Genomic DNA, 21,298 nt, shown 5'->3' with positions numbered 1-21,298 from the left:
CGATGCCAAGCTGGGTGGGTCGGCGCGCCGCCGCGACGACGAGACTGGAGGCACGGCCCATGTCCCGCAGACCCCTCGCCCTGGTGACCGGTGTCGGTCGACGAGCCGGGATCGGCGCCGCCATCGCGGCGCGGTTGGCGACCGACGGCTGGGACCTCGCCATCTCGTGGTGGGGCCCCTACGACGCCCGCGTGCACGGTGCGGCCGATCCGGACGGCATCGACTCCGTCGTCGCCGACTGCGAGCACGCGGGCGCACGCGTGACGCGCCTCCCGGTCGACCTGGCGGACCCGGAGCAGGCGGCCGCGCTCGTGGGCCGCGCCGAGGCGGAGGCGGGTGTGCCGGTCACGGCGATCGTGATGTCGCACTGCGAGTCCGTCGACTCGGACTTCTCGACCACCACGCTCGAGTCGTTCGACCGGCACATGGCCGTGAACGTGCGCGCGCCGTTCCTGCTCGTGCAGGCCTACGCGGCACGGCTCCGGGCCGGCGCACCCGCCGCGGAGGACCGTCGCCGGGTGATCGCACTGACGAGCGACCACGTGGCGTTCAACCTGCCGTACGGCACGAGCAAGGGCGCGCTCGACCGGTTGGTCGTCGGTGCCGCGCAGGAGCTCGCGGACGTGCACGTCAGCGCGAACCTCGTCAACCCCGGGCCGAACGACACCGGGTGGATGACCGAGGAGATCCGGCAGGCGGCGATCGCGCAGACCCCGGGCGGGCGGGCGTCGATGCCGAGCGACACCGCGGCGCTCGTCGGGTTCCTGTGCGGGCCGGACGGCGGGTGGGTGAACGGGCAACTGCTCAAGTCGGACGGCGGGTTCAGCGCGAAGTAGGCGCTTCACGCCGATTTAGTTGACGCGTCAACCATTTCGGCGCACACTGGTGCCATGCACACGCAGGACCTCCTCGCCGCCGACACCGGGATGGGCGCCGTCACCCTCCGGGTCGCGGACCTCGACCGGATGATCGGGTACTACCGCGACGGTGTCGGCCTGTCGCTGTTCTCGAACGCGGGCGGCACCGCGGTGCTCGGTCGCCCGTCGCCGTCCGGCGTCGCGGTGCCGATCGTCGTCCTCGAGCACGCACCGGCGATGCGGCACGCCGCCCCACGCGAAGCCGGCCTGTTCCACACCGCGATCCTGTTCGACACCCGCGCCGACCTCGCCGCAGCGCTGTACTCCGTCGCCACGAAGTACCCGCAGACCTTCACCGGCAGTGCCGACCACCTCGTGAGCAACGCCTTCTACTGCACCGATCCGGAGGGCAACGGCGTCGAGCTGTACTGGGACCGCGACCGCACCGAGTGGTCGTGGACGCACGGCATGGTCGACATGGACACGAAGTACGTCGACCCGAACGCCTTCCTGCAGTCGCACCTGACCGAGGCCGCACTGTCCGGCGCTGCCGCCCGCCCGGGCCGGGTCGGACACGTGCACCTGTCCGTCGGCGACGTCGCCACCGCGAAGGACTTCTACGTCGACACGCTCGGCTTCGCCACCACGGCCGGCTGGGGCGAGGCGCTCTTCGTCAGCGCCGGCGGCTACCACCACCACATGGCGATGAACACGTGGAACTCCCGCGGGGCCGGGCGCCGCCAGCTCGCACTCGGCCTCGGGCTCGTGCGCATCGAGGTCCCCGGAGCGGACGACCTCGGGGCGCTGGTCTCCCGCATGCACGACACCGGGGTGCAGACGGCGGACGACGGCCGGACGGTCGCGTTCGAGGACCCGTGGGCGAACCGCATCGAGGTGACGGCGCCCGGTCGGGGCTGACCGACGCCCGCGTCCGCGCGCCGGCCGCCGACGCTGGGCCGCGCGGCGAGTCTCGCGCTGACCGACAGTTCTCGTGGCCGACCCCGCGCGAAGTGTCGCTGAGCCCGAGTCTCGGCGCAGGCTGGCCGAACCCGGCAGGATGGACCCGTGACTGAAGACATCCGATGGGAAGTCGTCGAGGAGAGCACGCTGACGCTCCCCGACCACGAGGCGATCGCAGCGCTGCTCGGGCAGGCGTTCCCCGACTGGTCGCACTGGTACGTGGGCGGCCGTGACTACGCGGGCATGCAGCCCGAGCGGCGGGTGATCGGTCGGAGCGCGGACGGCGTCGTCCTCGCCCACGTCGGCATCCGCCGCATGTTCGTCACGGTCGGCGGCGAGGACGTGCTCGTCGGCGACACCGGCATCGTCGCCGTCTCGCCTCGACTGCAGGGCACCGGGGTCGGGCGCGAGCTGATGACCCGCACGCACGCGGTGCTCGAAGGGCTCCGGGTGCCGTACGGGTTCCTCGGCGCCGGGGAGAACCGCATCCCGTTCTACGCACGGATGGGCTGGCACGAGATCGACGGCGCCGTGGGCACGTTCTCCGCGTTCACCGCGGACGGCGCCGGCCTCTCCGAGACCGAGCAGGGTGGCTGGATGGTCCTGCCGGTCGCGGAGCGGCTGGAGGACTGGCCGGCCGGCCCGATCTGGCTGAACGGCCAGCAGGTCTAGAACAGGACGACAGCCGGGAGGCGCGGTGCGAGTCGGACTCGCACCGCGCCTCCCGGCTGTCAGGACCGGAGCTTACGCCTCGACCGCGACCTTCTCCGGGTCCTCGTTCGAGCCCGGCGCGCTCGGCACGACGGCGGCGCGCACGCGCGCACCGAGGTCCGCGTCGACGTTGGTCCAGTAGGCGAACACCCGCTCGCGCAGGTCGTCGCGCGTCACCTTGGAGACGTGCCCGGCGATGTTGCCGACCAGGCGCTCACGAGCCGCGTCGTCGAGGACCTCGCGGACGAGGGTGCCGGCCTGGCCGAAGTCGTCGTCCTCCGGGTGGAGCGTGGCGGCGGAACGCTGGAGCGCACCGTCGGACTCCCAGCCGGGGGTGTCGTCCGTCGCGGTCGGGTCGGCGTGCGCACCGCCGAGGGAGTTCGGCGCGTAGACCGGGACCTCGGACTGCTGGAAGTCGAAGCGCATGCCGCCGTCCTTCGAGTACGAGTGGACCTCGTTCTTCGGGGCGTTCACCGGGAGCTGGGCGTGGTTCGTGCCGACGCGGTAGCGGTGTGCGTCCGCGTAGCTGAAGATGCGCGCGAGGAGCATCTTGTCGGGGCTCGCCGCGATGCCGGGGACGAAGTTCGAGGGGGCGAAGGTGGCCTGCTCGATCTGCGCGAAGTAGTTCTCCGGGTTGCGGTTGAGCTCCATCGTGCCGACCTCGATGAGCGGGTAGTCGCCCTTCGGCCACACCTTCGTCAGGTCGAACGGGTTGAAGCGGTAGGTCGCGGCGTCCTCGTACGGCATGACCTGCACCTTGAGGGTCCAGCGCGGGTGGTCGCCGCGCTCGATGGCCTCGTGGAGGTCACGGATGTGGAAGTCCGCGTCCTCGCCGGCGATGCGGTCGGCGTCCTCCTGCGTCAGGGTCCGGTGACCCAGCTCGGTGATGAAGTGGTACTTCACCCAGAAGCGCTCACCCTCGGCGTTGATCCACTGGTAGGTGTGCGAGCCGAAGCCGTCCATTTCGCGCCAGCTCGCGGGGAGCCCGCGGTCGCCCATGAGCCATGTGACCTGGTGGGCCGACTCGGGCGACAGGGTCCAGAAGTCCCACTGCATGTCGTGGTCGCGCAGGTGCGAGCCCGGCAGGCGCTTCTGCGAGCGGATGAAGTCCGGGAACTTGATGCCGTCGCGGATGAAGAACACCGGGGTGTTGTTGCCGACGAGGTCGTAGTTGCCGTCCTCGGTGTAGAACTTCAGCGCGAAACCGCGGGGGTCGCGCCAGGTGTCCGGGGAGCCCTGCTCACCGGCGACGCTCGAGAAACGCGCGAGCATCTCGGTCTGCTTGCCCGGCTGCAGGAAGGATGCGCGGGTGTAGCGGCTGACGTCCTGCGTCACGGTGAAGGTACCGAAGGCGCCGCCACCCTTGGCGTGCACGACACGCTCCGGGACCCGCTCGCGGTTGAACTGCGCGAGCTTCTCGACGAGGTAGTGGTCGTGCAGTGCGAGGGGGCCGTCGGCGCCGACACCCATGGAGTGCTGGTCGCTCGAGACGGGGGCCCCGGAGTTGGTGGTCGTGGTGGGGGTGCCGGCCGGCTGGCCGGTCGTGTTCTGGTCGGACACGGTTCCTCCTCAGGTGGAACGGTTGGTTCGGTCAGGGTTGCTCGGGTTGTTCGTGGGGTCCGTCGTCCGGACCGGGGCTCGCCACCCGCACGGACAGGCGGGACTGCCCGCGCGGTCAGGCGGGGACTGCCTCCGCGTCGACACGTTCGGCCGCTGCGCAGCGTTCGCAGATCCCCCAGTACGTGACCTCGGCGGTGGCGACCGCGAAGCCGTGCGTCTCAGAGGGGGTGAGGCACGGCGCGTGCCCGACGGCGCAGTCGACGTCCTCGATCGCGCCGCACATCGTGCAGACGACGTGGTGGTGGTTGTCGCCCGTCCGCCGTTCGTAGCGGGCAGGGCTGCCGGCCGGTTCGATGCGTCGGACCAGGCCGACACCGGTGAGTGCCGCGAGGACGCCGTACACGGCCTGGTGACTCGTCGTCGGGAGCTCCGCGGCGAGCGCCGTGACGATGTCGTCGGCCGTGGCGTGCGGCATCGTCTCCGTCGCGCGGAGGACGGCGAGCCGCGGTGTCGTGACCCGGAGACCGGAGGCGCGGAGCAGGTCGGCGTCGACGTCCATGCTGAGCCTTTCTTTTGCAGAGATCAAGACAACACGATAACTGTACACCAGTCACGTGACCGATCGACGATGCCGACGTATGCCGGAACCGGAATACGAAGTGTCACGATCCGGTCGCGATCCGCTGGAACGACGCTGGGACGCGGCGACCTCGCGCTAGCGTCCGGACATGTCCACGAAGCAGAGCCTGCCCGTGCAGGCGACCAGCGCTCAGGACGTCCGGGGGATCATCGCGAAGCGGGACCTGGTCGTCGACCTCATCCGGACGGCGTGCGTCGTCCTCGTCGTGTTCGTGCACGTCACGATGGTCGGCGTCGCCGCCGGACCGGACGGCATCGCGGTGACCAGTCCGCTGCAGGAACTCCCCTGGTACGTGGCCGCCACCTGGATCGGGCAGGTGATGCCACTGTTCTTCGTGGTCGGCGGGTTCGCCAGCGCCGTCGGTTGGCGGAGCACCGTCGCGCGCGGCGGCGGCGCGCGGGACTTCGTCGCCACCCGCCTCGTGCGGCTGTTCCGGCCGGCCGTCCCGCTGTTCACGGTGCTCGCCCTCGGCCTCGGGGTCGCGACCGTGCTCGGCACCCCGCCGGGCCTGCTCGCCGAGGTCGCGTTCGGCATCGGCTCGCCGCTCTGGTTCCTCGCCGCGTACGGCATCACCCAGTGCTGCGTGCCGTTCATGGTGCGACTGCACGAACGGGCGCCCTGGTGGACCCTCGGCGTGCTCCTCGTGCTCGCCGCAGCCGTCGACGGCCTGCGCTTCGCGACGGGCGTCGCGGAGGTCGGGCTGCTCAATCTCGGCCCGGTGTGGCTCTTCGCGCAGCAGCTCGGCTTCCTCTGGGCGGACGGGTGGTTCGCCCGGCGGTCCCGGGTGCTGTTGGTCCTGGTCGCGGCCGCCGGGTACGGGTCCCTCGTGCCACTGACGTCCGTCGGGCTGTGGGCCCCGGACATGTTGCAGGACCTCAACCCGCCGATGCTCCCCTTGGCGGTCCTCGCGATCAGCCAGGCGTGCCTGGTGCAGCTCGTGCACACGCCCCTCTCCCGACTGATGCGGACGCGTGCGGCGCAGGGACTCGTGTTCCTGCTCGGCCGCGACGGCATGCCCGTCTACCTCTGGCACCTGCCGCTCTTCATCGCGCTGAACGGGGTGGCGCTCCTCGTCGGCGTGCCGTTCCCGGAGCCGGGGTCGTCCGCCTGGTGGGTCACCCGCCCAGTGGCACTCGTCGTGCTGCTCGGCCTGGCGCTCGGCGTCGCCCGCGGGCTCCGTTGGTTCGACCGGCCGCTCCCCCGCCTCCTGCCCGGCGCGGACCGCCCCGCGTGGCCGGTGCTCGCGGTCGCGGCGCTCTGCACGATCGGTCCGGCGTTCGTCGTGATGCAGGCGCACCTGTCGTTCGGGGTCGCACTGCTCGGCACGGCGCTCGTGCCGCTCGGCGTGTGGCTGCTGACGAAGACGGTGCCGGCACCGGGCGTGGCGCGGATCTGAACCGGTTCTCACCGACCGGCCGCTGCTGTGCGGGAGTGCCGGGCGGAGGATGGACGACGGCAGTCCGATCCGCAGGAGGCACCCCACGCCATCGACACCCGAGTTCTGGAGCATCTGGCACGGCGATCCGCTGGCGGCGGTCCTCCTCGTGGTCGCAGCCCTGACCTACGGCTGGTGGGTCGTCGGCGCAGCGCGACGCGGGACCCCGTGGCCGTGGTGGCGGAGCCTGGCGTTCCTCGGCGCACTCGTGCTGTTCGGGATCCTGCAGTTCGGCATCGTCGGGGTGTACGACCGCGAGCTCCGGTGGGCGTTCGTGCTGCGCTTGGCCCTGCTGTTCTTCGCGGTCCCCACCTTCGCCGCGTTCGCCGCCCCCGTCTCGTTGCTCCGGACGGGAGGCCCGGATCGCCTCGCGCAGGCGGCGTCCGCGATGCTGCGGTCGCGTCCGGCGCGGTTCCTCGGCAACGCGATCGTCTCGCCGCTGATCGCCCTCGCGCTGTTCTGCGTGCTGCTCACCCCGTTCGCCGCGACGATCAGGGAGTCCCCGGTCTGGGCCGCCGCCATCACGGTGCTCGTCCCGGTGCTCGGGTTCTGTCTGCTGGCCCCGCTGTCGGAACCGGGGGTGCTGCGCTCCTCGACGTTCGTCACGGTGGAGTTCCTGCTGGCGTTCGTCGAGCTGATGGCGGACGCGATCCCGGGCATCGTGCTGCGGATCACGAACCACGTGCTCGACGGCTCGGTCGTGCAGGCGGTCGGGCAACCGTGGTTCCCGTCACCGTTGCGGGACCAGCACCTGGCGGGCGACCTGCTGTGGTTCATCGCCGAGGTCGCCGACGTCCCGGTGCTCATCTCCCTGTTCATCCGGTGGCAGCGCACCGACCGCCGCGAGGCGCACACGATCGACGCCCTCACGGACGAGCAGATGGAGGAGCTCACCCGGGCGCACCTGCAGCGCCGCGGGTGAGCCGCTCGGCCCCGGGCCGGACTAGGCGTCCGCGTGCCGCCCGTGGTGGTCGGTGGCGGCGAGTTCCGCCTCGGGGGTCTCCGGCGCAGCAGCGGCGGCGTGCACACCGTGGCGCTCCTCGGCGACCGTCGCCGATCCGTCGGACACGGCACCGGTCTGCTGCCAGGCGACGGTCTGCTTCGGCTTCGCCAGGAACAGCGCCGCCACGATCGCGATGACGAGCATCACGGCCGGCAGGACGAGCGACTGCCCCATCGCCGTGGCGAACGGCTGCTGCAGGAAGCCCGGGAGCGCCCCGACCTGCTGCTCGGCACCGCCACCCGAACCACCGGCGCCGGACGGGAAGTTCGCCGTGATGCGGGCCTCGATCAGCGCCGCGATGCCGGCGGAGCCGAGGACGGCACCGATCTGACGCGTGGTGTTGTAGACGCCCGAGCCCGCTCCGGCGAGCTTCGGCGGCAGGTTGCGGGTCGCGGAGACCGAGAGCGGTCCCCACATGCAGGCGTTCGCGAGGCCGAGCAGCGTGGACGGCAGGAGCACCCAGCCCCAGTCGGCGCCGGAGGCCAGGAGCGCCCCGAACCAGAAGAGCGCGCCCGAGAAGCAGGCGAGACCGAACGCGGCGACCCAGCGGAGGCTCCAGCGGTTGAGGTTCTTGCCGACGAGCGGCGCGAGACCGGCGGACAGCACGGCCTGCGGGACGAGCAGCAGCGCGGCCTGGGTCGGGCTGAACGTCAGGACGTCCTGCGCCCAGAGCATGATCGGCAGCGCGAACGAGGAGATCGCGACGCCGACGGCGGTGATGGCGATGTTCGCCAGGGTGAAGTTCCGGTCCGTGAACAGGCCGAGCGGCAGCAGCGGCTCACCCTTCTGCACGCCCTGCCACACCACGAACGCGGCGAGCACGACGATGCCGGCGACGATGAGCGACCACACCGAGATCGGCCCGGCGATGGTGCCCCAGTCGTAGGTCTCGCCCTCCTGGATGCCGAACACCAGCAGGAACATGCCGACGGCGCTCAGCACGATGCCGAGGTAGTCGAAGCGGTGCCCGTGGCGGTCGAACGTCGGGACGAAGCGCTGCGCGAGCACGAACGCCACGATGCCGACGGGGACGTTGACGAAGAAGATCCACTCCCAGCCGAAGCCGTCGACGAGCAGGCCGCCGACGATGGGGCCGACGAGCGAGGCGACACCGGCGACCGCACCCCAGAGGCCCATCGCCGCACCGCGGTTCTGCGGCGGGAAGATGCGCGTGATCACGGCCATCGTCTGCGGCGTCATCATCGCGGCGCCGAGGCCCTGCACGACGCGGGCGACGATGAGCACCTCGATGGACCCGGCCAGCCCGCACCAGAGGCTCGACAGCGTGAAGACGACGAGACCGACCTGGTACAGGATCTTCGGGCCGAACCGGTCCCCGAGCCGCCCGGTGATGAGCAGCGGGACGGCGTAGGCGAGCAGGTACGCGCTCGTCACCCAGATCACGGAGTTGATGTCCGCGTGGAGCTTCGCGGCGATGGTGGGGGTGGCGACGGACACGATGGTCGAGTCGACGAGGATCATGAAGAAGCCGACGACGAGGGCCCAGAGTGCGGGCCACGGCTTCTTCTCGGTCGTCCGCGGGGGCGTGACGGTGGTCATCGGGTGGGTTCCTTGCTGTTCGTGGGGGTGTCTGCGGGGACGGCCGGACCGTCCCAGGGGATGTCGCCGCTCGCGATCCGGTCGGCGGCGGCGGAGAGCCACTCGATCTGTGCCGTGAGGGTCGCACGCACGTACGACACGTCGAGCCAGAAGCGGGCTGCCAGGCGTTTGTCCTGGAGGCCCGTGGCGGCCTCGTCGTACTCCTCGCGTTCCCCCCGGAGCGCCTCGGCGCGTGCCCGCAGGGCGGTCACGGCGTCCTCGGCGCTCAGGTTGTCGACGTGGGAGAGCGCGAGCTGGAACTCCGGGTACTCGTCGGCCGGCTCGGCGATCATGCGTCGCAGGCCGTCCTCGAGCGCGGTCCGACCGTGGTCGGTGATCGCGTACGTGGTGCGTTCCGGTCGGTTGCCCTCGCGCGCGGTGCCGAGGGCTTCGGCGTACCCGAGGTCGACCAGCCGACCGATCTGGTGGTACAGCGTGCTCGGCCGGACCTTGACGTTCTGGTCCTCGCGCCGCTGCAGCATCGTCTGGAACATCTCGTACGGGTGCATGGGGGCCTCGTTGAGGAGCCCGAGCGCGGCGAACGCGAGGGGTGTGAGCGACGCCATCCGTGCCTCCAGACCAGTGTTCCGTGTGGACTATTCGACTTGGAATATACGCCGTCGATGACTTCTCCACAAGCGGTCGGGCGCGCCGCGCGTGCCGCTTAGACTGGTCGCGTCCCACCCATCCCCCAAGCGCTGGAGTGAACACGTGCCAACCATCGTCGTCGAGGTCATGCCCAAGGCCGAGATCCTCGACCCGCAGGGCAAGGCGGTGGGCAACGCGCTCGCTCGTCTCGGCAAGGCCGACCTGACCAACGTCCGCATCGGCAAGCGCTTCGAGGTGGCCGTCGACGGTCCGGTCGACGACGCGACGCTCGCCGAGGTCCGCGAGATCGCGGTCGACGTCTTCTCCAACGCCGTCATCGAGGACGTCGTGTCCGTGACGGTCGAAGGCCAGTGACCTCGATGCGCATCGGCGTCATCACGTTCCCGGGCTCGCTCGACGACCGCGACGCCCAGCGCGCGGTCCGTCTCGCCGGCGCCGATCCCGTCGCGCTCTGGCACGGCGACCACGACCTGCAGGGAGTCGACGCCATCGTCCTCCCCGGTGGGTTCTCCTACGGCGACTACCTCCGCGCCGGTGCCATCGCCGCGAAGGCGCCGATCATGGCCGAGGTCGTCGACGCCGCCGGCAAGGGCATGCCCGTGCTCGGCATCTGCAACGGCTTCCAGATGCTCGCCGAGGCCCGACTCGTCCCCGGTGCGCACACCCGGAACGCCCACCAGCAGTTCATCCGGCGCGACCAGAAGCTCCGCGTCGAGACCACCGCGACCGCGTGGACCTCGGGCTTCACCGCCCAGCAGGAGATCACCATCCCGCTGAAGAACGCCGACGGACGCTTCGTGGCGGACGCCGACGAGATCAAGCGCATCGAGGACAACGGCCAGGTCGTGTTCCGCTACGTCGGCGTGAACCCGAACGGGTCGATCGACGACATCGCCGGCGTCTCGAACGAGCGCGGCAACGTGGTCGGCCTGATGCCGCACCCCGAGCACGCGACGGAGCCCGGCTTCGGCCCGGACACCCCCGCGGCGATGGCCTCCGGCACGGACGGCCTGACCTTCTTCACCTCCGTGATCGAGTCGACGCTGGTCAAGTGACCACGACTCCAGTGCCCGCAACTCCAGTGACAGGGAACGACACCACCGTGACGACATTCGTGCGCCCGAAGCCCGACACCGTGCAGGACGCCGCGGCGACCCCCGACAAGGAGCAGCCGTACGACGCGCTGGGCCTCAAGCCGGACGAGTACGCCCGCATCAAGGAGATCCTCGGCCGCCGCCCGACCTCGGGCGAGCTCGCGATGTACTCGGTGATGTGGTCCGAGCACTGCTCGTACAAGTCGTCGAAGAACTACCTCCGGCAGTTCGGCAAGAAGGTCACGCCGGAGATGACCAAGAACCTCATGGTCGGCATGGGCGAGAACGCCGGTGTCATCGACGTCGGCAACGGGTGGGCCGTCACCTTCAAGGTCGAGTCGCACAACCACCCGTCCTACGTCGAGCCCTACCAGGGCGCCGCGACGGGTGTCGGCGGTATCGTCCGCGACATCATCTCGATGGGCGCCCGCCCGGTGGCCGTGATGGACCAGCTCCGCTTCGGGGCGATCGACCACGAGGACACCGCCCGCGTCGTGCACGGCGTCGTCGGGGGCATCTCGTTCTACGGCAACTGCCTCGGCCTGCCGAACATCGGCGGCGAGACCTACTTCGACTCCGTCTACCAGGGCAACCCGCTGGTCAACGCGCTCGCGGTCGGCGTCCTCCGGCACGAGGACCTGCACCTCGCGAACGCGTCGGGTGCCGGCAACAAGGTCGTCCTCTTCGGTGCCCGCACCGGTGGCGACGGCATCGGTGGTGCCTCGATCCTGGCGTCCGACACGTTCACCGAGGGCGGCCCGACCAAGCGTCCCGCCGTCCAGGTGGGCGACCCGTTCGCCGAGAAGGTCCTCATCGAGTGCTGCCTCGAGCTCTTCCAGAAGGAGCTCGTCGAGGGCATCCAGGACCTCGGGGCCGCCGGCATCTCCTGCGCGACCTCGGAGCTCGCCAGCAACGGCGACGGCGGCATGCACATCTCGCTCGACGACGTCCTGCTGCGCGACCCCACGCTCACCGCCGAGGAGATCCTCATGTCGGAGAGCCAGGAGCGCATGATGGCGGTCGTCCGCCCCGAGAAGCTCGACGAGTTCCTCACGGTCGTCCGCAAGTGGGAGGTCGAGACCAGTGTGCTCGGCGAGGTCACCGGCACCGGCCGCCTCGTCATCGACTGGCAGGGTCAGGAGATCGTGAACGTCGACCCGCGCACCGTCGCCGTCGACGGCCCGGTGTACGACCGCCCGGTCGCGTACCCGACCTGGATCGACGCCCTGCAGGCCGACACCGCCGCATCGCTCGACCGTCCGGCCGACGGCCCGGCCCTCAAGGCGCAGTTCCTCAGCCTGCTCGGCTCGCCGAACCTGGCGTCGAAGAACTGGGTGACGAACCAGTACGACACCTACGTGCTCGGCAACACCGCGCTCTCGTTCCCCGACGACGGCGGCATGATCCGCGTCGACGAGGAGACCGGCCTCGGCGTCACCATCGCGACCGACGCCAACGGCCGGTACTGCCAGCTCGACCCGAAGCAGGGCGCACGCCTCGCCCTCGCCGAGGCGTACCGGAACGTCGCCGTGACGGGTGCCGTCCCGGCTGCCGTGACCGACTGCCTGAACTTCGGCTCGCCGGAGAACCCCGAGGTCATGTGGCAGTTCTCCGAGGCCGTCGAGGGCCTCGCAGACGGCTGCATGGAGCTCGGCATCCCGGTGACCGGCGGCAACGTGTCGTTCTACAACCAGACGGGCACGACCCCGATCCACCCGACCCCGGTCGTCGGCGTGCTCGGCGTGATCGAGGACGTCGCGCTCCGCGTGCCGTCCGGCTGGCAGGACGACGGCCACAACGTGTACCTGCTCGGCACCACCGCGCTCGAGCTCGACGGCTCGGCCTGGGCCGGCACGGTGCACGGCCACCTCGGCGGTCGTCCCCCGGCGGTCGACCTCGAGCGCGAGAAGGCGCTCGCGGACCTCCTGCACGCCGCCGCCAACGAGCAGCTGCTCACGAGTGCCCACGACCTGGCGGACGGCGGCCTCGGTCAGTCCCTCGCCGAGTCGGTGCTCCGGTTCGGCATCGGCGCACGCGTCGTCCTCGACGAGCTCGAGGCCCGCGACGGCATCGACACGGCGACCGCGCTGTTCTCCGAGTCGACCGGCCGGGTCATCGTGACCGTCCGGCGCGAGGACGACGTCCGCTTCCAGGGCCTGTGCGACGGTCGCGGCTTCCCGGTGCTCCGCATCGGCGTCACCGACGCGTCGAGCGGTTCGCTCGAGGTCCAGGGTGCGTTCGAGGCGACGATCGACGAGCTGCGCGGCACGCACCAGGCCACGCTGCCGAGCCGCTTCGGCGACGTCGTCGTCGAGGACGTGACCGAGGGCTACGTCGGCCGGGGTCCGCTCGACGACCACGGCTCGTTCTCGCCCCGCACGGACGCCTGACGCCGGCCGCCCGCAGGATGCCGATCGTCACGCTGCCCTTCGCGGAACTCGTCGACCGGTTCGGCCCCGTGCCGGACGGCGTCGAGCTGGCCGTCTGGGACGTCGAGGGGCCGTTCGACCGCCCCGACGACGTCGCCATCGCGTTCCTGCCGTTCTACTTCGGTGGACGGCACCGCTGGCAGTTCGTGCACGACCTGCCGAACCTCCAGCTCCTGCAGCTGCCGAGCGCCGGGTACGAACACGCGGTCCCGCACGTCCCCGGTCACGCGCAGCTCGCGAACGGCCGCGGCATCCACGACGACGAGACCGCGGAGCTCGCGGTCGGTCTCGCGTTGACGTCGTTGCGGGAGCTCGGGGCGTTCCAGGCCGACCGTGCGAACGGGGTCTGGGACGCCCGGACCACCCGTTCCCTGGCGGACCGTCGGGTGACCGTGGTCGGGTACGGCGCGATCGGGTCCGCCATCGCCACGCGGTTCGAGGCGTTCCGCACCGAGGTCACCGTCGTGGCGCGGACGGCCCGGGAGCAGGACGGCCGGCAGGTCCACGCGTTCGGCGAGCTGCCGACGATCGCGGCCGAGACCGACGTGCTCGTGCTCATCGCCCCGCTGACCGATGAGACCGAGCGGCTCGTCGACGCCGAGCTGCTCGCCGCCCTGCCCGACGGCGCCCTCGTGGTGAACGTCGCGCGCGGCAAGGTCGTCGACACCGATGCGCTCGTCGCCGAACTGCGATCAGGACGGCTCTCGGCGGGGCTCGACGTGACCGATCCCGAACCGCTCCCCGCGGGGCACCCGCTCTGGACCACGCCGAACACCGTGCTCACCCCGCACGTCGGCGGCAACACGGACCTCAGCATCCCCCGGTCGATCGAGTTGATGCGCCGGCAGGTCGCCGCGTTGGCCGACGGCCGCCCGTTCGAGAACGTCATCGACGTCTGACGCCCGAGGCCGGGCGCCCGACACCGGGCGTCCGCCACCGGGCACCAGGAACTAGGCACCAAGCACTGAGCACTGAGCACTGAGCGCCGGCACCGAGCGCTCGACGCCCGCGCTCAGGTCAGCAGCGCCATCCCGAGGCTCGGCGCGACGTCCTCGAACCCGAGCGACCGGTAGAGCCGCTGCCCGGGCGGATCCCCGACGAGCGTGACGTACGCACCCTCCGGCGCTCGTGCCCGCACGTCGGCGAGGAGCCACTCCACCACCCGGCGCCCCAGGCCACGTCGCTGGTGGTCCGGGTCCGTGGCGATGTCGGCGATGTGGAAGTACCAGCCGCCGTCGCCGATCGTGCGTCCCATCGCGACCGGAGTGCCGTCGCCGTCCACGACGTGACAGGCCGACCAGCTGCCGGCGATCGCCCCGGCTCCCTGCTCCGCGTTCTTCGGGGTCAGACCCGAGTCACGGCGCAGCCGGAGGTAATCGGCGAGCGGGGGCGGGCCGGCGACGAGGGTGTAGGACGCGTCCATGCACCCACTCTGGCCGATGCCGCTGACAGCAGTCGCGCCTCCAGGCGGCCCGATCGGCGCAGACGACGCAGACCGGGACGACCCGTCCGACCCGCGGAGACGACTCAGACCGGGACGACGCAGGTGGGCGTGCCCACCGGGATCTGGGCGACGGCGTCGCCGGGGACCCCGTCGACTCCGATCGGCAGGACGGCGACGGCGTCGGACATCTGGTTCGCGACCAGCACGTACCCGGGCACACGCGCGAAGTGCCGCGGCCACACCCCACCCGACGACGCGGACCCGACGAGGGTCAGACCGCCGCGCGACGCGTCGAGGACGACGACCAGGTCGCGTCCGCGCACGGCGACGTACACGCGGCCGGCGTCGTCGACCTCGATGTGGCTGAGGAGGGACTCGCCGACCGACCCGTCGAAGGTCGCGGCGGAGGCCACCGTGACGAACGACCCGGAGTCGTCGCGACGGAGACGGTGCACGTGTCCGTCGAGCTCACCGGCGACGAAGAGGTCCCCGTCGAACCAGGCGAGGTGGCGCGGGCCGACGCCCGGTGCGACGTGGTGCACCCGGACCGGCTCGATCGACGGGCTGCCGGTGACGCGGAACTCGTGGAGGGCGTCCCCGCCGAGGTCGGCGACGAGCACCGTGCCGTCCGGCGTGGCGATCGACTGGTGCGCGTGCGGCCCCTCCTGCCGGTCCTCGACCGGGCCGATCGCGTCGGGCAGGACCTCGGTCACGACGGCCGCGTCGGGTACCCCGGTCCGGTCGTCGGTGCCGTGCGCCCCGACGACACCGTCACTCGCGAGTACCGACGCCGTGTACGACTCCGCTGCCGCGAGCGAGACGGCGGTGACGGTGCCGGACACGTAGTTCGTGACGACGAGGGCGCCGGAGGGGTCGACCCGGACGTGGCACGGTGCGTCGCCACCGGCGGGTGCGTCCCACAGGTGCTCGAGCGATGCGCCGTCGCGGCGGAACGCGGCGACACCGCCGTCGGCGGTCTCCGACACGGCGTAGACCCGGTCGCCCGAGACCGCGAGGAACGACGGGTCGTCGATGACGGCGACGGTCCGGGCCTCCGCGGCGTCGATCGGTCCGGCCGGGAGGTACGAGATGCCCGTCGCGGTGCCGCCACCGGTGGCGGTGTAGGAGCCGATCAGCAGCGCCGGCAGGGCGGGGCTCACTGGTCGCCGCCGGCGATCTGCTCGTGGTGGTGGATGACCTCGGCGACGATGAAGTTCAGGAACTTCTCCGCGAAGGCCGGGTCGAGGTGCGACTCGGCGGCGAGGGAACGGAGTCGGGCGACCTGGATCTGCTCGCGTCCTGGGTCGGCTGCCGGCATGCCCGCCGCGGCCTTGAGGTACCCGACGCGCTGGGTGTACTTGAAGCGCTCGGCGAGCATGTGGATCACGGCGGCGTCGATGTTGTCGATGCTCTGCCGGATGCTGCCCAGTTCGGCGACGGCCGCCTGGTCGTACGCGGGCGTGGTGTCGTCGTCGCTCATGTCCCGAGCCTAACCGGCCGGGGCTGGCCACCAGGTGTCGGTTACGCCGCCGCGACCCGGCCCGGTGCCGGAGGGGACCGTCGGAACTGCGAGAATGGGCGCATGTCGGTCCTCCTCGTGATCTCGGCCGTGTGCGCGGTCCTCGCCGGCCTCGTGCACGTGTACATCTTCTTCCTCGAGTCCGTCGCCTGGACGAGCCCCCGGGTGCGACGCATCTTCGGGATCGCGTCGGAGACGGAGTCGCAGGCCACCCGCGGTCTCGCCTTCAACCAGGGGTTCTACAACCTGTTCCTCGCGATCGGCGCGATCCTCGGCGTCGTGCTCGTCGCCACCGGCAGCAGCACGACGGGGTGGACGCTCGTGGTCTTCTCGACCGCCAGCATGCTCGGCGCCGCGGTCGTGCTGCTCGGCACCGGCCGGAAGTACCTCAACGCCGCGTTCGCACAGGGCACGCTGCCGCTCATCGCGCTGCTCTTCGTGTTCATCGCCTCGACGTTCGGCAACTGACCGACGCGGTCGGTGCGTCCGCGGACGCACCGACCCCGAACGGACTGGAGGCGCGGTGCCAGCTGGCACCGCGCCTCCAGTCCGTCATGCGTCGAGGACGCGACCCGGCTCGCTCAGCCGAGCTTCGCCTGGAACTCGTCCGGCAGCTTCCCGAGCGCCCACTCGATCGCCGCGGTCGTCCCCATCGAGAACGCCGAGGACACGTCCGCGTCGTCGAACACGATCGCGTGCCCGGCCTCGACCGACGGCACCTTCTGGAACAGCGGGTCCGCCTCGGCCTTCGAGGCGTCGACGTAGATCGGCAGGATCAGCGTGAGGTCGGCGTTCAGCAGGTCGAGGTTCTCGTCGGACAGGTGCACCGAGAACGCCTTGCCGGCCTGCTCGTCGATGGCCTTCGGGATCGTGAACCCGAGGTTCCGCATGAAGGTCGAGCGGCTGTCGGTGGACGCGTAGGCGCCGAAGCCCTCGGAGCTGTACGCCCCGACGACGGCGGTCTTACCCGCGAACTCGGGGTGCGCCTTGCGGGCCGCGGCGTAGGCGTCGTCGAGTCCGGTGAGCAGCTTCTTGCCCTCGGCCTCCTTGCCCAGCGCCTTCGCGATCATCGTGGTCTGCTGCTCGGTCGAGGCGAGGTAGTTCTCGCCACCCTTCGGGATGGCCACGGTCGGCGCGATCGCGGACAGCTTCGCGTATCGGTCCTTGTCGCCCGAGGACTTCACGTCGAGGATCACGTCGGGCTTGAGCTTGAGGATGTCCTCGTAGCTCGGCTCCAGCGTCTGGATGATCTTCGGCGACTTCGTGTACGCCCCCTTCAGCCACGGGCCGACGCCGTCGCCACCGAAGGCGAGCCAGTCGCTCGCACCGACGGGCTGCACGCCGAGCTCGAGCGCCGTCTCGGCGTCGCCCCAGCCGAGGGCGACGACACGCTTCGGCTGTTCCTTGATCGTCGTCGTGCCGAGCGCGGTCGTGATGGACACGGGGAACTGGCCGTTCGCCGACGAGGACGACGAGTCGTCGCCGGCGGAACCGGAGCCGGAGGCACACCCGGCGAGGACGAGGGACGCTGCGACGACGGCACCGGCGGCGGCCAGGACGCGACGGAGGCGGAGGGGAGTACGGATCACAAAGGGTAGCCTAACCTAACGGCCGGCTCCGAGGGCGCCTGGTTAGGCTGGCTGACCGTGGCCCCCACCGACCCCGGCCGGACCCGCCTCGCGGTGCTCGGCTCCCCCATCGCACACTCCCTCTCCCCCACGCTGCACGCAGCGGCCTACGACGTGCTGGGGTTGCAGTGGTCGTACGGGAGGCACGAGGTCGCGTCCGGCGGCCTGGACACGTTCATCGCGGGGCTGGGCCCGGAGTGGCGTGGGCTGAGCCTCACGATGCCGCTGAAGCGCGACGTGCTGCCGCTCCTCGACCGCACCACCGCGTTGGTCGACGAGCTCGGGGTCGCGAACACCGTCGCGTTCCGGACCTCCGGCGACACGGTGCTGCGCCACGGGGCGAACACCGACGTCGAGGGCCTGGTCCGGCCCGTCGAAGCGCTCGGCCACCTGCCCGGCGAGGCGACGGTCCTCGGGGGCGGTGCCACCGCCGCGAGCGCCCTCACCGCTGCCGTGCGACTCGGCGCGACCCTGGTGCGGGTGTTCCTGCGCGACACCGGGAAGGCCGGGGCACTCGTCGACCTGGCCGTCCGGCTCGGGGTCTCGCTCGAGGTCCTCCCTCTCACCGAGCTGCCCGGCACCCGGCACGGGTTCGTCGTCTCGACCCTGCCCGGTGGCGCCGCCGACGCGCTCGACCTCGTGCCCGCGGGGCCCGACGCCGTGCTGTTCGACGTCGCCTACGAACCGTGGCCGACCGCCGTCGCCACCCGCTGGTCCGCAGCCGGCGGCCGGGTGCTGAACGGCCTCGACATGCTCGCCGAGCAGGCACTCGGGCAGATCCGGTTCTTCCTCACCGGCGACCAGGACGAGCTCCTGCCCGACGAGGCCGTGGTCCGCAAGGCGATGCGCGCCGCCGTGGGCCTGCCGGAGGTCATCCGCGGCTGAGCGGCGCCGCCGCCGAGCCGTCGCCGAGCCGTCGCCGTGCCGTCGCAGAGCGGTCGCCGGGCCGTCAGCCGACGACACCGTCGACGTAGTACCAGCGCCCGTCCTCGCGCACGAACACGCTCGTCTCCTCGAGCGTCCCACGCTCGACGTCGGAACGCCACCACGCACGAAAGGCGACCGTGCCCCGGGAGTCGAACGGGCCTCCCGACTCCGTCGCCAGCACGTCCAGCCGGGTCCAACGCTGGTCCGCGTCCAGCTCGAGTGCCTCGGGACGCGTCCGCGGGTGCCACGTCAGCAGCAGGTACTCCGGCAGGCCGAGCGCGAACGCGCTGAACCGGGAGCGCATCAGCCGCTCCGCCGTCGGCGCCGTCGCACCGCGGTGCAGGGGGCCGCAGCACTCGCCGTAGGGGTTGCCGCTCAGGCAGGGGCAGCGCGACTCGTCGGTGACCACGGCGGAACGCTAGTCGACGATCGACAGCGCGACCGTGATGTTGCCGCGGGTGGCGTTCGAGTAGGGGCAGATCTCGTGCGCCCGCTCGACGAGTCGCTGTCGCTGCTCGGGACGGGCCGACGGCGCGTACACGTCGAGCTCCACCGCAAGGCCGAAGCCGCCCTGCCCGTTGCCGCCGATGCCGACCTCGGCCGAGACCTCGGCGTCGGTGGTGTCGACCTCGAGCTCCTTGCCGGCGGCGTGCAGCGCACCGAGGAAGCACGCGGCGTACCCGGCTGCGAACAGCTGCTCCGGGTTCGTGCCGTCACCGCTGCCGCCCATCTCCTTCGGCGGACGCGTGTCGAGGTCGAGGCGGTCGTCCTCGGTGCGCACGTGGCCGTCGCGGCCTCCGCCGGTGGCGTGGGCGGCTGCGGTGTAGACGATGTCGAGACTCATGGGTCGAGCGCACCGTGTGTTCCTGTGCGAGTGCTGGAGCGGCGCGTGCGCGCGGGGAGCGCCGGGCGCACGGGCGGGCGCTCCCGGGCGTGTCCGGGGGTGCCCAGGGCTGCACCGTGCGAGGTCCCGCCCGCTTCGTGAGCAGAAGACGTCGGGTCGCTGCCCCGGACCCGACGTCATGTGCTCACCAGATGCGCCGACCAGGCCGAGCGAGTAGAAGGAACCTCGTGTTCAGACTCGGGTGGCAGGTCCTGTGGACGCGCATCGGTGCGGTCGTCGACGTCGAGCGGGTCCGCCGTGCGGCCGTGATCGCCGCCGCCGTCACCCTCGTCGCGGTCGTCGTGTCCGTCGTCCTGCAGCTCCGCTCCGCCTGGGCCGGGAGCTCGCCGCTCGGTGCGGGCGTCGCCATCGCCCTGACGACCGTGGGTGTCGGCCTGCTGCTCTTCAGCTGTTTCCCGACGGCCCGGCCCCTCGAGCCCGCGGCGACGATCAACGGCCGGCAGGTCCGCCCGGACGCGCTGCTCACCGTCCGGTGGTCGGTCGAGCCGTACCTCGTGCATCGCCCGAAGCCGATCACGCCCGACGACCGCGCTGCCGTCCTGGACGACGTCCATCTGTTGCAGCGTGGGTTGATCGGACGACTGTCACGGTTCGGGCCGATGACGCTCGGGCTCGCCCTGCTCGGACTCGGCTTCGGCGTCGCGACGGAGTTCCGCTCGGTCGCCTTCCTCTCGGTCCTCCTGTACGTCGGGCTCATCCCCGACCTGGTGGTCCGGCTGGGCCGCTCGGAACGTGCCCGCCTCGCTGCGCTCGCCACCGAGCCGCCACCACCCGGCTCCGAGCAGCCGCAGTGGCGTCGTGACCCGTCCGGATCGAAGCTCGGCTTGCCCGGCGAGTGATCCGCCGAGCGGGTGTCGGTGGGCACGGGCAGACTGTGACCATGTGTGGAAGGTTCGTCGTCTCCGACACCACGGCCGATCTGCTGCCGGAACTCGTCGGTGAGCTCGCAGCCAGGACCGAGCACGTCGACGCGGACACGGGCGAGGTCGGGACCGGCCTCGTCCCGAGCTGGAACGTCGCCCCGACCGACCCGGTGTTCGCCGTCCGGCAACGCCACGGCGAACGGGAACTCCCCCGGATCAGCTGGGGCTTCGTGCCGAGCTGGGCGAAGGACTTCCAGAAGCAGCGGCCGAAGCCGATCAACGCCCGCATCGAGACGGTGGCGACGAGCGGCATGTTCAAGCGTGCGTTCGCCACGAACCGCTGCATCGTCCCGGCACAGGGCTACTACGAGTGGGTGGTTCGTGAGGACGGCAAGGAGCCGCACTTCGTGCACGAGCCCGGCGGGGCCCTGGCGATGGCCGGCGTGGTGAGCGCATGGCCCGACCCGACGAAGCCCGACGGGGACCCGGACAAGTGGCGGTTGTCCCTCGCGATCATCACGCGGGACGCACACGTCGCCCCGGGCGAGGTGCACGACCGGATGCCGGCGTTCCTCACGCCCGACGGCTACGACGCGTGGCTGGACACCGACCGTGGCGGGCTCGGCACGGACGATCTCCTCGCACTGCTCGACCACGAGTCGATGACGGTCGCCGCCGGACTCGAGCAGTACGAAGTCTCCCGTGCGGTGAACAGCGTCAAGAACAGCGGGCCGCAGCTCATCGAGCGGGTCGCGTAGCCGCCGTCAGTCGTCGACGCGGCGGACGTCGGGCAGGAGCACGTGCAGCCGCTCGGCGAGACGCTGCTGTGCTTCCTCCAGCGACCGGAAGTCGCCGACGTACTGCCCGAAGGTGTCCGACACGAAGTAGTGGGTGCCCTGACGGTCCACGGTGCCGCCGTAGTAGCCGCCGTAGTTGGCGGCCCACAGTCCGGTGTCCGGTCGTGCCCAGGTGATCCGCGCGTGCGACGGTTCGTCGACCGCGACGACCTCGTCGTCGACGACGACGGAGGCCTCGATCTCGGTGATCGCCGCGATCGTGGCCGTGTCGACGGTCAGTTCGGCATCGTGGCGGTGGTCGAAGGTGGTGCTCATCGTG

24 protein-coding genes are annotated in these 21,298 nt (G+C 71.4%); 13 read left to right on the top strand and 11 right to left on the bottom strand.

The genetic code is table 11. The features are described from left to right. Window positions 1-59: 59 nt before the first annotated feature. The 3 genes from ACRQ4B_RS05700 to ACRQ4B_RS05690 all read left to right on the top strand — a co-directional run bounded on the left by ACRQ4B_RS05700 (window position 60) and on the right by ACRQ4B_RS05690 (window position 2,489). Window positions 60-836 carry an SDR family oxidoreductase gene (locus ACRQ4B_RS05700; protein ID WP_439693722.1) on the top strand — a complete coding sequence of 259 codons (777 nt, stop codon included), beginning with the start codon at window positions 60-62 and terminating at the stop codon, window positions 834-836. 54 nt (window positions 837-890) lie between these two features. Further along, window positions 891-1,775 (top strand): VOC family protein, encoded by an 885-nt coding sequence (locus ACRQ4B_RS05695; RefSeq protein ID WP_439693721.1) that lies wholly within the window; start codon window positions 891-893, stop codon window positions 1,773-1,775. Between the two features lie 147 nt (window positions 1,776-1,922). Next, window positions 1,923-2,489: a GNAT family N-acetyltransferase gene (locus ACRQ4B_RS05690; protein ID WP_439693720.1), complete on the top strand. Its 567-nt coding sequence runs from the start codon at window positions 1,923-1,925 to the stop codon at window positions 2,487-2,489. Window positions 2,490-2,561: 72 nt separating this feature from the next. On the opposite strand, the gene ACRQ4B_RS05685 is transcribed toward ACRQ4B_RS05690, so the two are convergent. Both ACRQ4B_RS05685 and ACRQ4B_RS05680 read right to left on the bottom strand, forming a co-directional pair. Beyond that, entirely contained in the window at window positions 2,562-4,088 is a 1,527-nt protein-coding gene (locus ACRQ4B_RS05685; protein ID WP_439693719.1) for a catalase, read from the bottom strand. A 115-nt stretch (window positions 4,089-4,203) separates the two neighbouring features. Beyond that, the gene (locus tag ACRQ4B_RS05680) at window positions 4,204-4,647 is read right to left on the bottom strand and encodes a Fur family transcriptional regulator (RefSeq protein WP_439693718.1); all 444 of its coding nucleotides are present in this window, start codon (window positions 4,645-4,647) and stop codon (window positions 4,204-4,206) included. A gap of 169 nt (window positions 4,648-4,816) precedes the next feature. Between ACRQ4B_RS05680 and ACRQ4B_RS05675 the strand changes: the two genes are divergently transcribed. Beyond that, window positions 4,817-6,124 carry an acyltransferase family protein gene (locus ACRQ4B_RS05675; protein ID WP_439693717.1) on the top strand — a complete coding sequence of 436 codons (1,308 nt, stop codon included), beginning with the start codon at window positions 4,817-4,819 and terminating at the stop codon, window positions 6,122-6,124. 49 nt (window positions 6,125-6,173) lie between these two features. Further along, a complete protein-coding gene (locus ACRQ4B_RS05670) occupies window positions 6,174-7,085 on the top strand; it encodes a cytochrome c oxidase assembly protein (protein ID WP_439693716.1) in 912 nt (303 codons plus the stop codon). 21 nt (window positions 7,086-7,106) lie between these two features. Here ACRQ4B_RS05670 and ACRQ4B_RS05665 read toward each other — a convergent pair whose 3' ends face one another. Continuing rightward, complete coding sequence (locus ACRQ4B_RS05665) at window positions 7,107-8,726, bottom strand: DHA2 family efflux MFS transporter permease subunit (protein ID WP_439693715.1); 1,620 nt, start codon at window positions 8,724-8,726, stop codon at window positions 7,107-7,109. Next, on the bottom strand, window positions 8,723-9,331 hold the full coding sequence (locus tag ACRQ4B_RS05660; RefSeq protein ID WP_439693714.1) for a PadR family transcriptional regulator: 609 nt from the start codon (window positions 9,329-9,331) through the stop codon (window positions 8,723-8,725). The genes ACRQ4B_RS05665 and ACRQ4B_RS05660 overlap by 4 nt, the downstream gene beginning before the upstream one ends. A 145-nt stretch (window positions 9,332-9,476) precedes the next feature. Between ACRQ4B_RS05660 and purS the strand changes: the two genes are divergently transcribed. Genes purS through ACRQ4B_RS05640 form a run of 4 tightly spaced genes read left to right on the top strand, consistent with a single transcriptional unit; the run spans window position 9,477 to window position 13,796 of the window. Next, window positions 9,477-9,728: a phosphoribosylformylglycinamidine synthase subunit PurS gene (purS, locus tag ACRQ4B_RS05655; protein WP_439693713.1), complete on the top strand. Its 252-nt coding sequence runs from the start codon at window positions 9,477-9,479 to the stop codon at window positions 9,726-9,728. A gap of 5 nt (window positions 9,729-9,733) precedes the next feature. Next, window positions 9,734-10,429, top strand: coding sequence for a phosphoribosylformylglycinamidine synthase subunit PurQ (gene purQ / locus ACRQ4B_RS05650; RefSeq protein ID WP_439694356.1), 696 nt, complete (start codon window positions 9,734-9,736; stop codon window positions 10,427-10,429). Window positions 10,430-10,476: 47 nt separating this feature from the next. Continuing rightward, the gene (gene purL, locus ACRQ4B_RS05645) at window positions 10,477-12,858 is read left to right on the top strand and encodes a phosphoribosylformylglycinamidine synthase subunit PurL (protein ID WP_439693712.1); all 2,382 of its coding nucleotides are present in this window, start codon (window positions 10,477-10,479) and stop codon (window positions 12,856-12,858) included. A gap of 17 nt (window positions 12,859-12,875) precedes the next feature. After that, window positions 12,876-13,796 (top strand): 2-hydroxyacid dehydrogenase, encoded by a 921-nt coding sequence (locus ACRQ4B_RS05640; RefSeq protein WP_439693711.1) that lies wholly within the window; start codon window positions 12,876-12,878, stop codon window positions 13,794-13,796. 113 nt (window positions 13,797-13,909) lie between these two features. On the opposite strand, the gene ACRQ4B_RS05635 is transcribed toward ACRQ4B_RS05640, so the two are convergent. The 3 genes from ACRQ4B_RS05635 to ACRQ4B_RS05625 all read right to left on the bottom strand — a co-directional run bounded on the left by ACRQ4B_RS05635 (window position 13,910) and on the right by ACRQ4B_RS05625 (window position 15,821). Further along, window positions 13,910-14,320 (bottom strand): GNAT family N-acetyltransferase, encoded by a 411-nt coding sequence (locus ACRQ4B_RS05635; protein WP_439693710.1) that lies wholly within the window; start codon window positions 14,318-14,320, stop codon window positions 13,910-13,912. Window positions 14,321-14,424: 104 nt separating this feature from the next. Beyond that, the gene (locus tag ACRQ4B_RS05630) at window positions 14,425-15,501 is read right to left on the bottom strand and encodes a lactonase family protein (RefSeq protein WP_439693709.1); all 1,077 of its coding nucleotides are present in this window, start codon (window positions 15,499-15,501) and stop codon (window positions 14,425-14,427) included. After that, window positions 15,498-15,821 (bottom strand): chorismate mutase, encoded by a 324-nt coding sequence (locus ACRQ4B_RS05625; protein ID WP_439693708.1) that lies wholly within the window; start codon window positions 15,819-15,821, stop codon window positions 15,498-15,500. Before ACRQ4B_RS05625 ends, ACRQ4B_RS05630 begins: the two co-directional genes overlap by 4 nt. A gap of 102 nt (window positions 15,822-15,923) precedes the next feature. On the opposite strand from ACRQ4B_RS05625, the gene ACRQ4B_RS05620 reads away from it, so the two are divergent. Continuing rightward, window positions 15,924-16,328, top strand: coding sequence for a DUF1304 domain-containing protein (locus ACRQ4B_RS05620; protein WP_439693707.1), 405 nt, complete (start codon window positions 15,924-15,926; stop codon window positions 16,326-16,328). A gap of 113 nt (window positions 16,329-16,441) precedes the next feature. On the opposite strand, the gene ACRQ4B_RS05615 is transcribed toward ACRQ4B_RS05620, so the two are convergent. Continuing rightward, complete coding sequence (locus ACRQ4B_RS05615) at window positions 16,442-17,449, bottom strand: iron-siderophore ABC transporter substrate-binding protein (RefSeq protein ID WP_439693706.1); 1,008 nt, start codon at window positions 17,447-17,449, stop codon at window positions 16,442-16,444. A 57-nt stretch (window positions 17,450-17,506) separates the two neighbouring features. On the opposite strand from ACRQ4B_RS05615, the gene ACRQ4B_RS05610 reads away from it, so the two are divergent. Next, window positions 17,507-18,373 (top strand): shikimate dehydrogenase family protein, encoded by an 867-nt coding sequence (locus tag ACRQ4B_RS05610; RefSeq protein WP_439693705.1) that lies wholly within the window; start codon window positions 17,507-17,509, stop codon window positions 18,371-18,373. A gap of 64 nt (window positions 18,374-18,437) precedes the next feature. Here the strand turns inward: ACRQ4B_RS05610 and ACRQ4B_RS05605 are convergent, their stop codons facing one another. Next, on the bottom strand, window positions 18,438-18,824 hold the full coding sequence (locus ACRQ4B_RS05605; RefSeq protein ID WP_439693704.1) for a YchJ family protein: 387 nt from the start codon (window positions 18,822-18,824) through the stop codon (window positions 18,438-18,440). 9 nt (window positions 18,825-18,833) lie between these two features. Next, window positions 18,834-19,259 carry an organic hydroperoxide resistance protein gene (locus tag ACRQ4B_RS05600; RefSeq protein WP_439693703.1) on the bottom strand — a complete coding sequence of 142 codons (426 nt, stop codon included), beginning with the start codon at window positions 19,257-19,259 and terminating at the stop codon, window positions 18,834-18,836. A 227-nt stretch (window positions 19,260-19,486) separates the two neighbouring features. Between ACRQ4B_RS05600 and ACRQ4B_RS05595 the strand changes: the two genes are divergently transcribed. Further along, window positions 19,487-20,158, top strand: a complete 672-nt coding sequence (locus ACRQ4B_RS05595; protein ID WP_439693702.1) for a hypothetical protein — start codon at window positions 19,487-19,489, stop codon at window positions 20,156-20,158. Between the two features lie 41 nt (window positions 20,159-20,199). Beyond that, complete coding sequence (locus ACRQ4B_RS05590) at window positions 20,200-20,940, top strand: SOS response-associated peptidase (RefSeq protein ID WP_439693701.1); 741 nt, start codon at window positions 20,200-20,202, stop codon at window positions 20,938-20,940. 6 nt (window positions 20,941-20,946) lie between these two features. On the opposite strand, the gene ACRQ4B_RS05585 is transcribed toward ACRQ4B_RS05590, so the two are convergent. Continuing rightward, window positions 20,947-21,294 (bottom strand): hypothetical protein, encoded by a 348-nt coding sequence (locus tag ACRQ4B_RS05585; RefSeq protein WP_439693700.1) that lies wholly within the window; start codon window positions 21,292-21,294, stop codon window positions 20,947-20,949. Between the last annotated feature and the right edge of the window lie 4 nt (window positions 21,295-21,298).

The sequence above is a fragment of the Curtobacterium sp. SP.BCo genome (genome assembly GCF_051903265.1).
Taxonomy (GTDB): domain Bacteria; phylum Actinomycetota; class Actinomycetes; order Actinomycetales; family Microbacteriaceae; genus Curtobacterium.
The sequence above is the reverse complement of the archived record's forward strand: the minus strand, read 5'-3'. Positions and strand labels throughout refer to the sequence as shown.

Coding starts and splice junctions, on each gene's coding strand:
- ACRQ4B_RS05670 (WP_439693716.1), top strand. CDS start 6,174: ATGGACGACGGCAGTCCGATCCGCAGGAGGCACCCCACGCCATCGACA.
- ACRQ4B_RS05695 (WP_439693721.1), top strand. CDS start 891: ATGCACACGCAGGACCTCCTCGCCGCCGACACCGGGATGGGCGCCGTC.
- purQ (WP_439694356.1), top strand. CDS start 9,734: ATGCGCATCGGCGTCATCACGTTCCCGGGCTCGCTCGACGACCGCGAC.
- ACRQ4B_RS05700 (WP_439693722.1), top strand. CDS start 60: ATGTCCCGCAGACCCCTCGCCCTGGTGACCGGTGTCGGTCGACGAGCC.
- ACRQ4B_RS05625 (WP_439693708.1), bottom strand. CDS start 15,821: ATGAGCGACGACGACACCACGCCCGCGTACGACCAGGCGGCCGTCGCC.
- ACRQ4B_RS05665 (WP_439693715.1), bottom strand. CDS start 8,726: ATGACCACCGTCACGCCCCCGCGGACGACCGAGAAGAAGCCGTGGCCC.
- ACRQ4B_RS05590 (WP_439693701.1), top strand. CDS start 20,200: ATGTGTGGAAGGTTCGTCGTCTCCGACACCACGGCCGATCTGCTGCCG.
- ACRQ4B_RS05640 (WP_439693711.1), top strand. CDS start 12,876: ATGCCGATCGTCACGCTGCCCTTCGCGGAACTCGTCGACCGGTTCGGC.
- ACRQ4B_RS05600 (WP_439693703.1), bottom strand. CDS start 19,259: ATGAGTCTCGACATCGTCTACACCGCAGCCGCCCACGCCACCGGCGGA.
- ACRQ4B_RS05635 (WP_439693710.1), bottom strand. CDS start 14,320: ATGGACGCGTCCTACACCCTCGTCGCCGGCCCGCCCCCGCTCGCCGAT.
- ACRQ4B_RS05620 (WP_439693707.1), top strand. CDS start 15,924: ATGTCGGTCCTCCTCGTGATCTCGGCCGTGTGCGCGGTCCTCGCCGGC.
- ACRQ4B_RS05660 (WP_439693714.1), bottom strand. CDS start 9,331: ATGGCGTCGCTCACACCCCTCGCGTTCGCCGCGCTCGGGCTCCTCAAC.
- ACRQ4B_RS05680 (WP_439693718.1), bottom strand. CDS start 4,647: ATGGACGTCGACGCCGACCTGCTCCGCGCCTCCGGTCTCCGGGTCACG.
- ACRQ4B_RS05585 (WP_439693700.1), bottom strand. CDS start 21,294: ATGAGCACCACCTTCGACCACCGCCACGATGCCGAACTGACCGTCGAC.
- ACRQ4B_RS05675 (WP_439693717.1), top strand. CDS start 4,817: ATGTCCACGAAGCAGAGCCTGCCCGTGCAGGCGACCAGCGCTCAGGAC.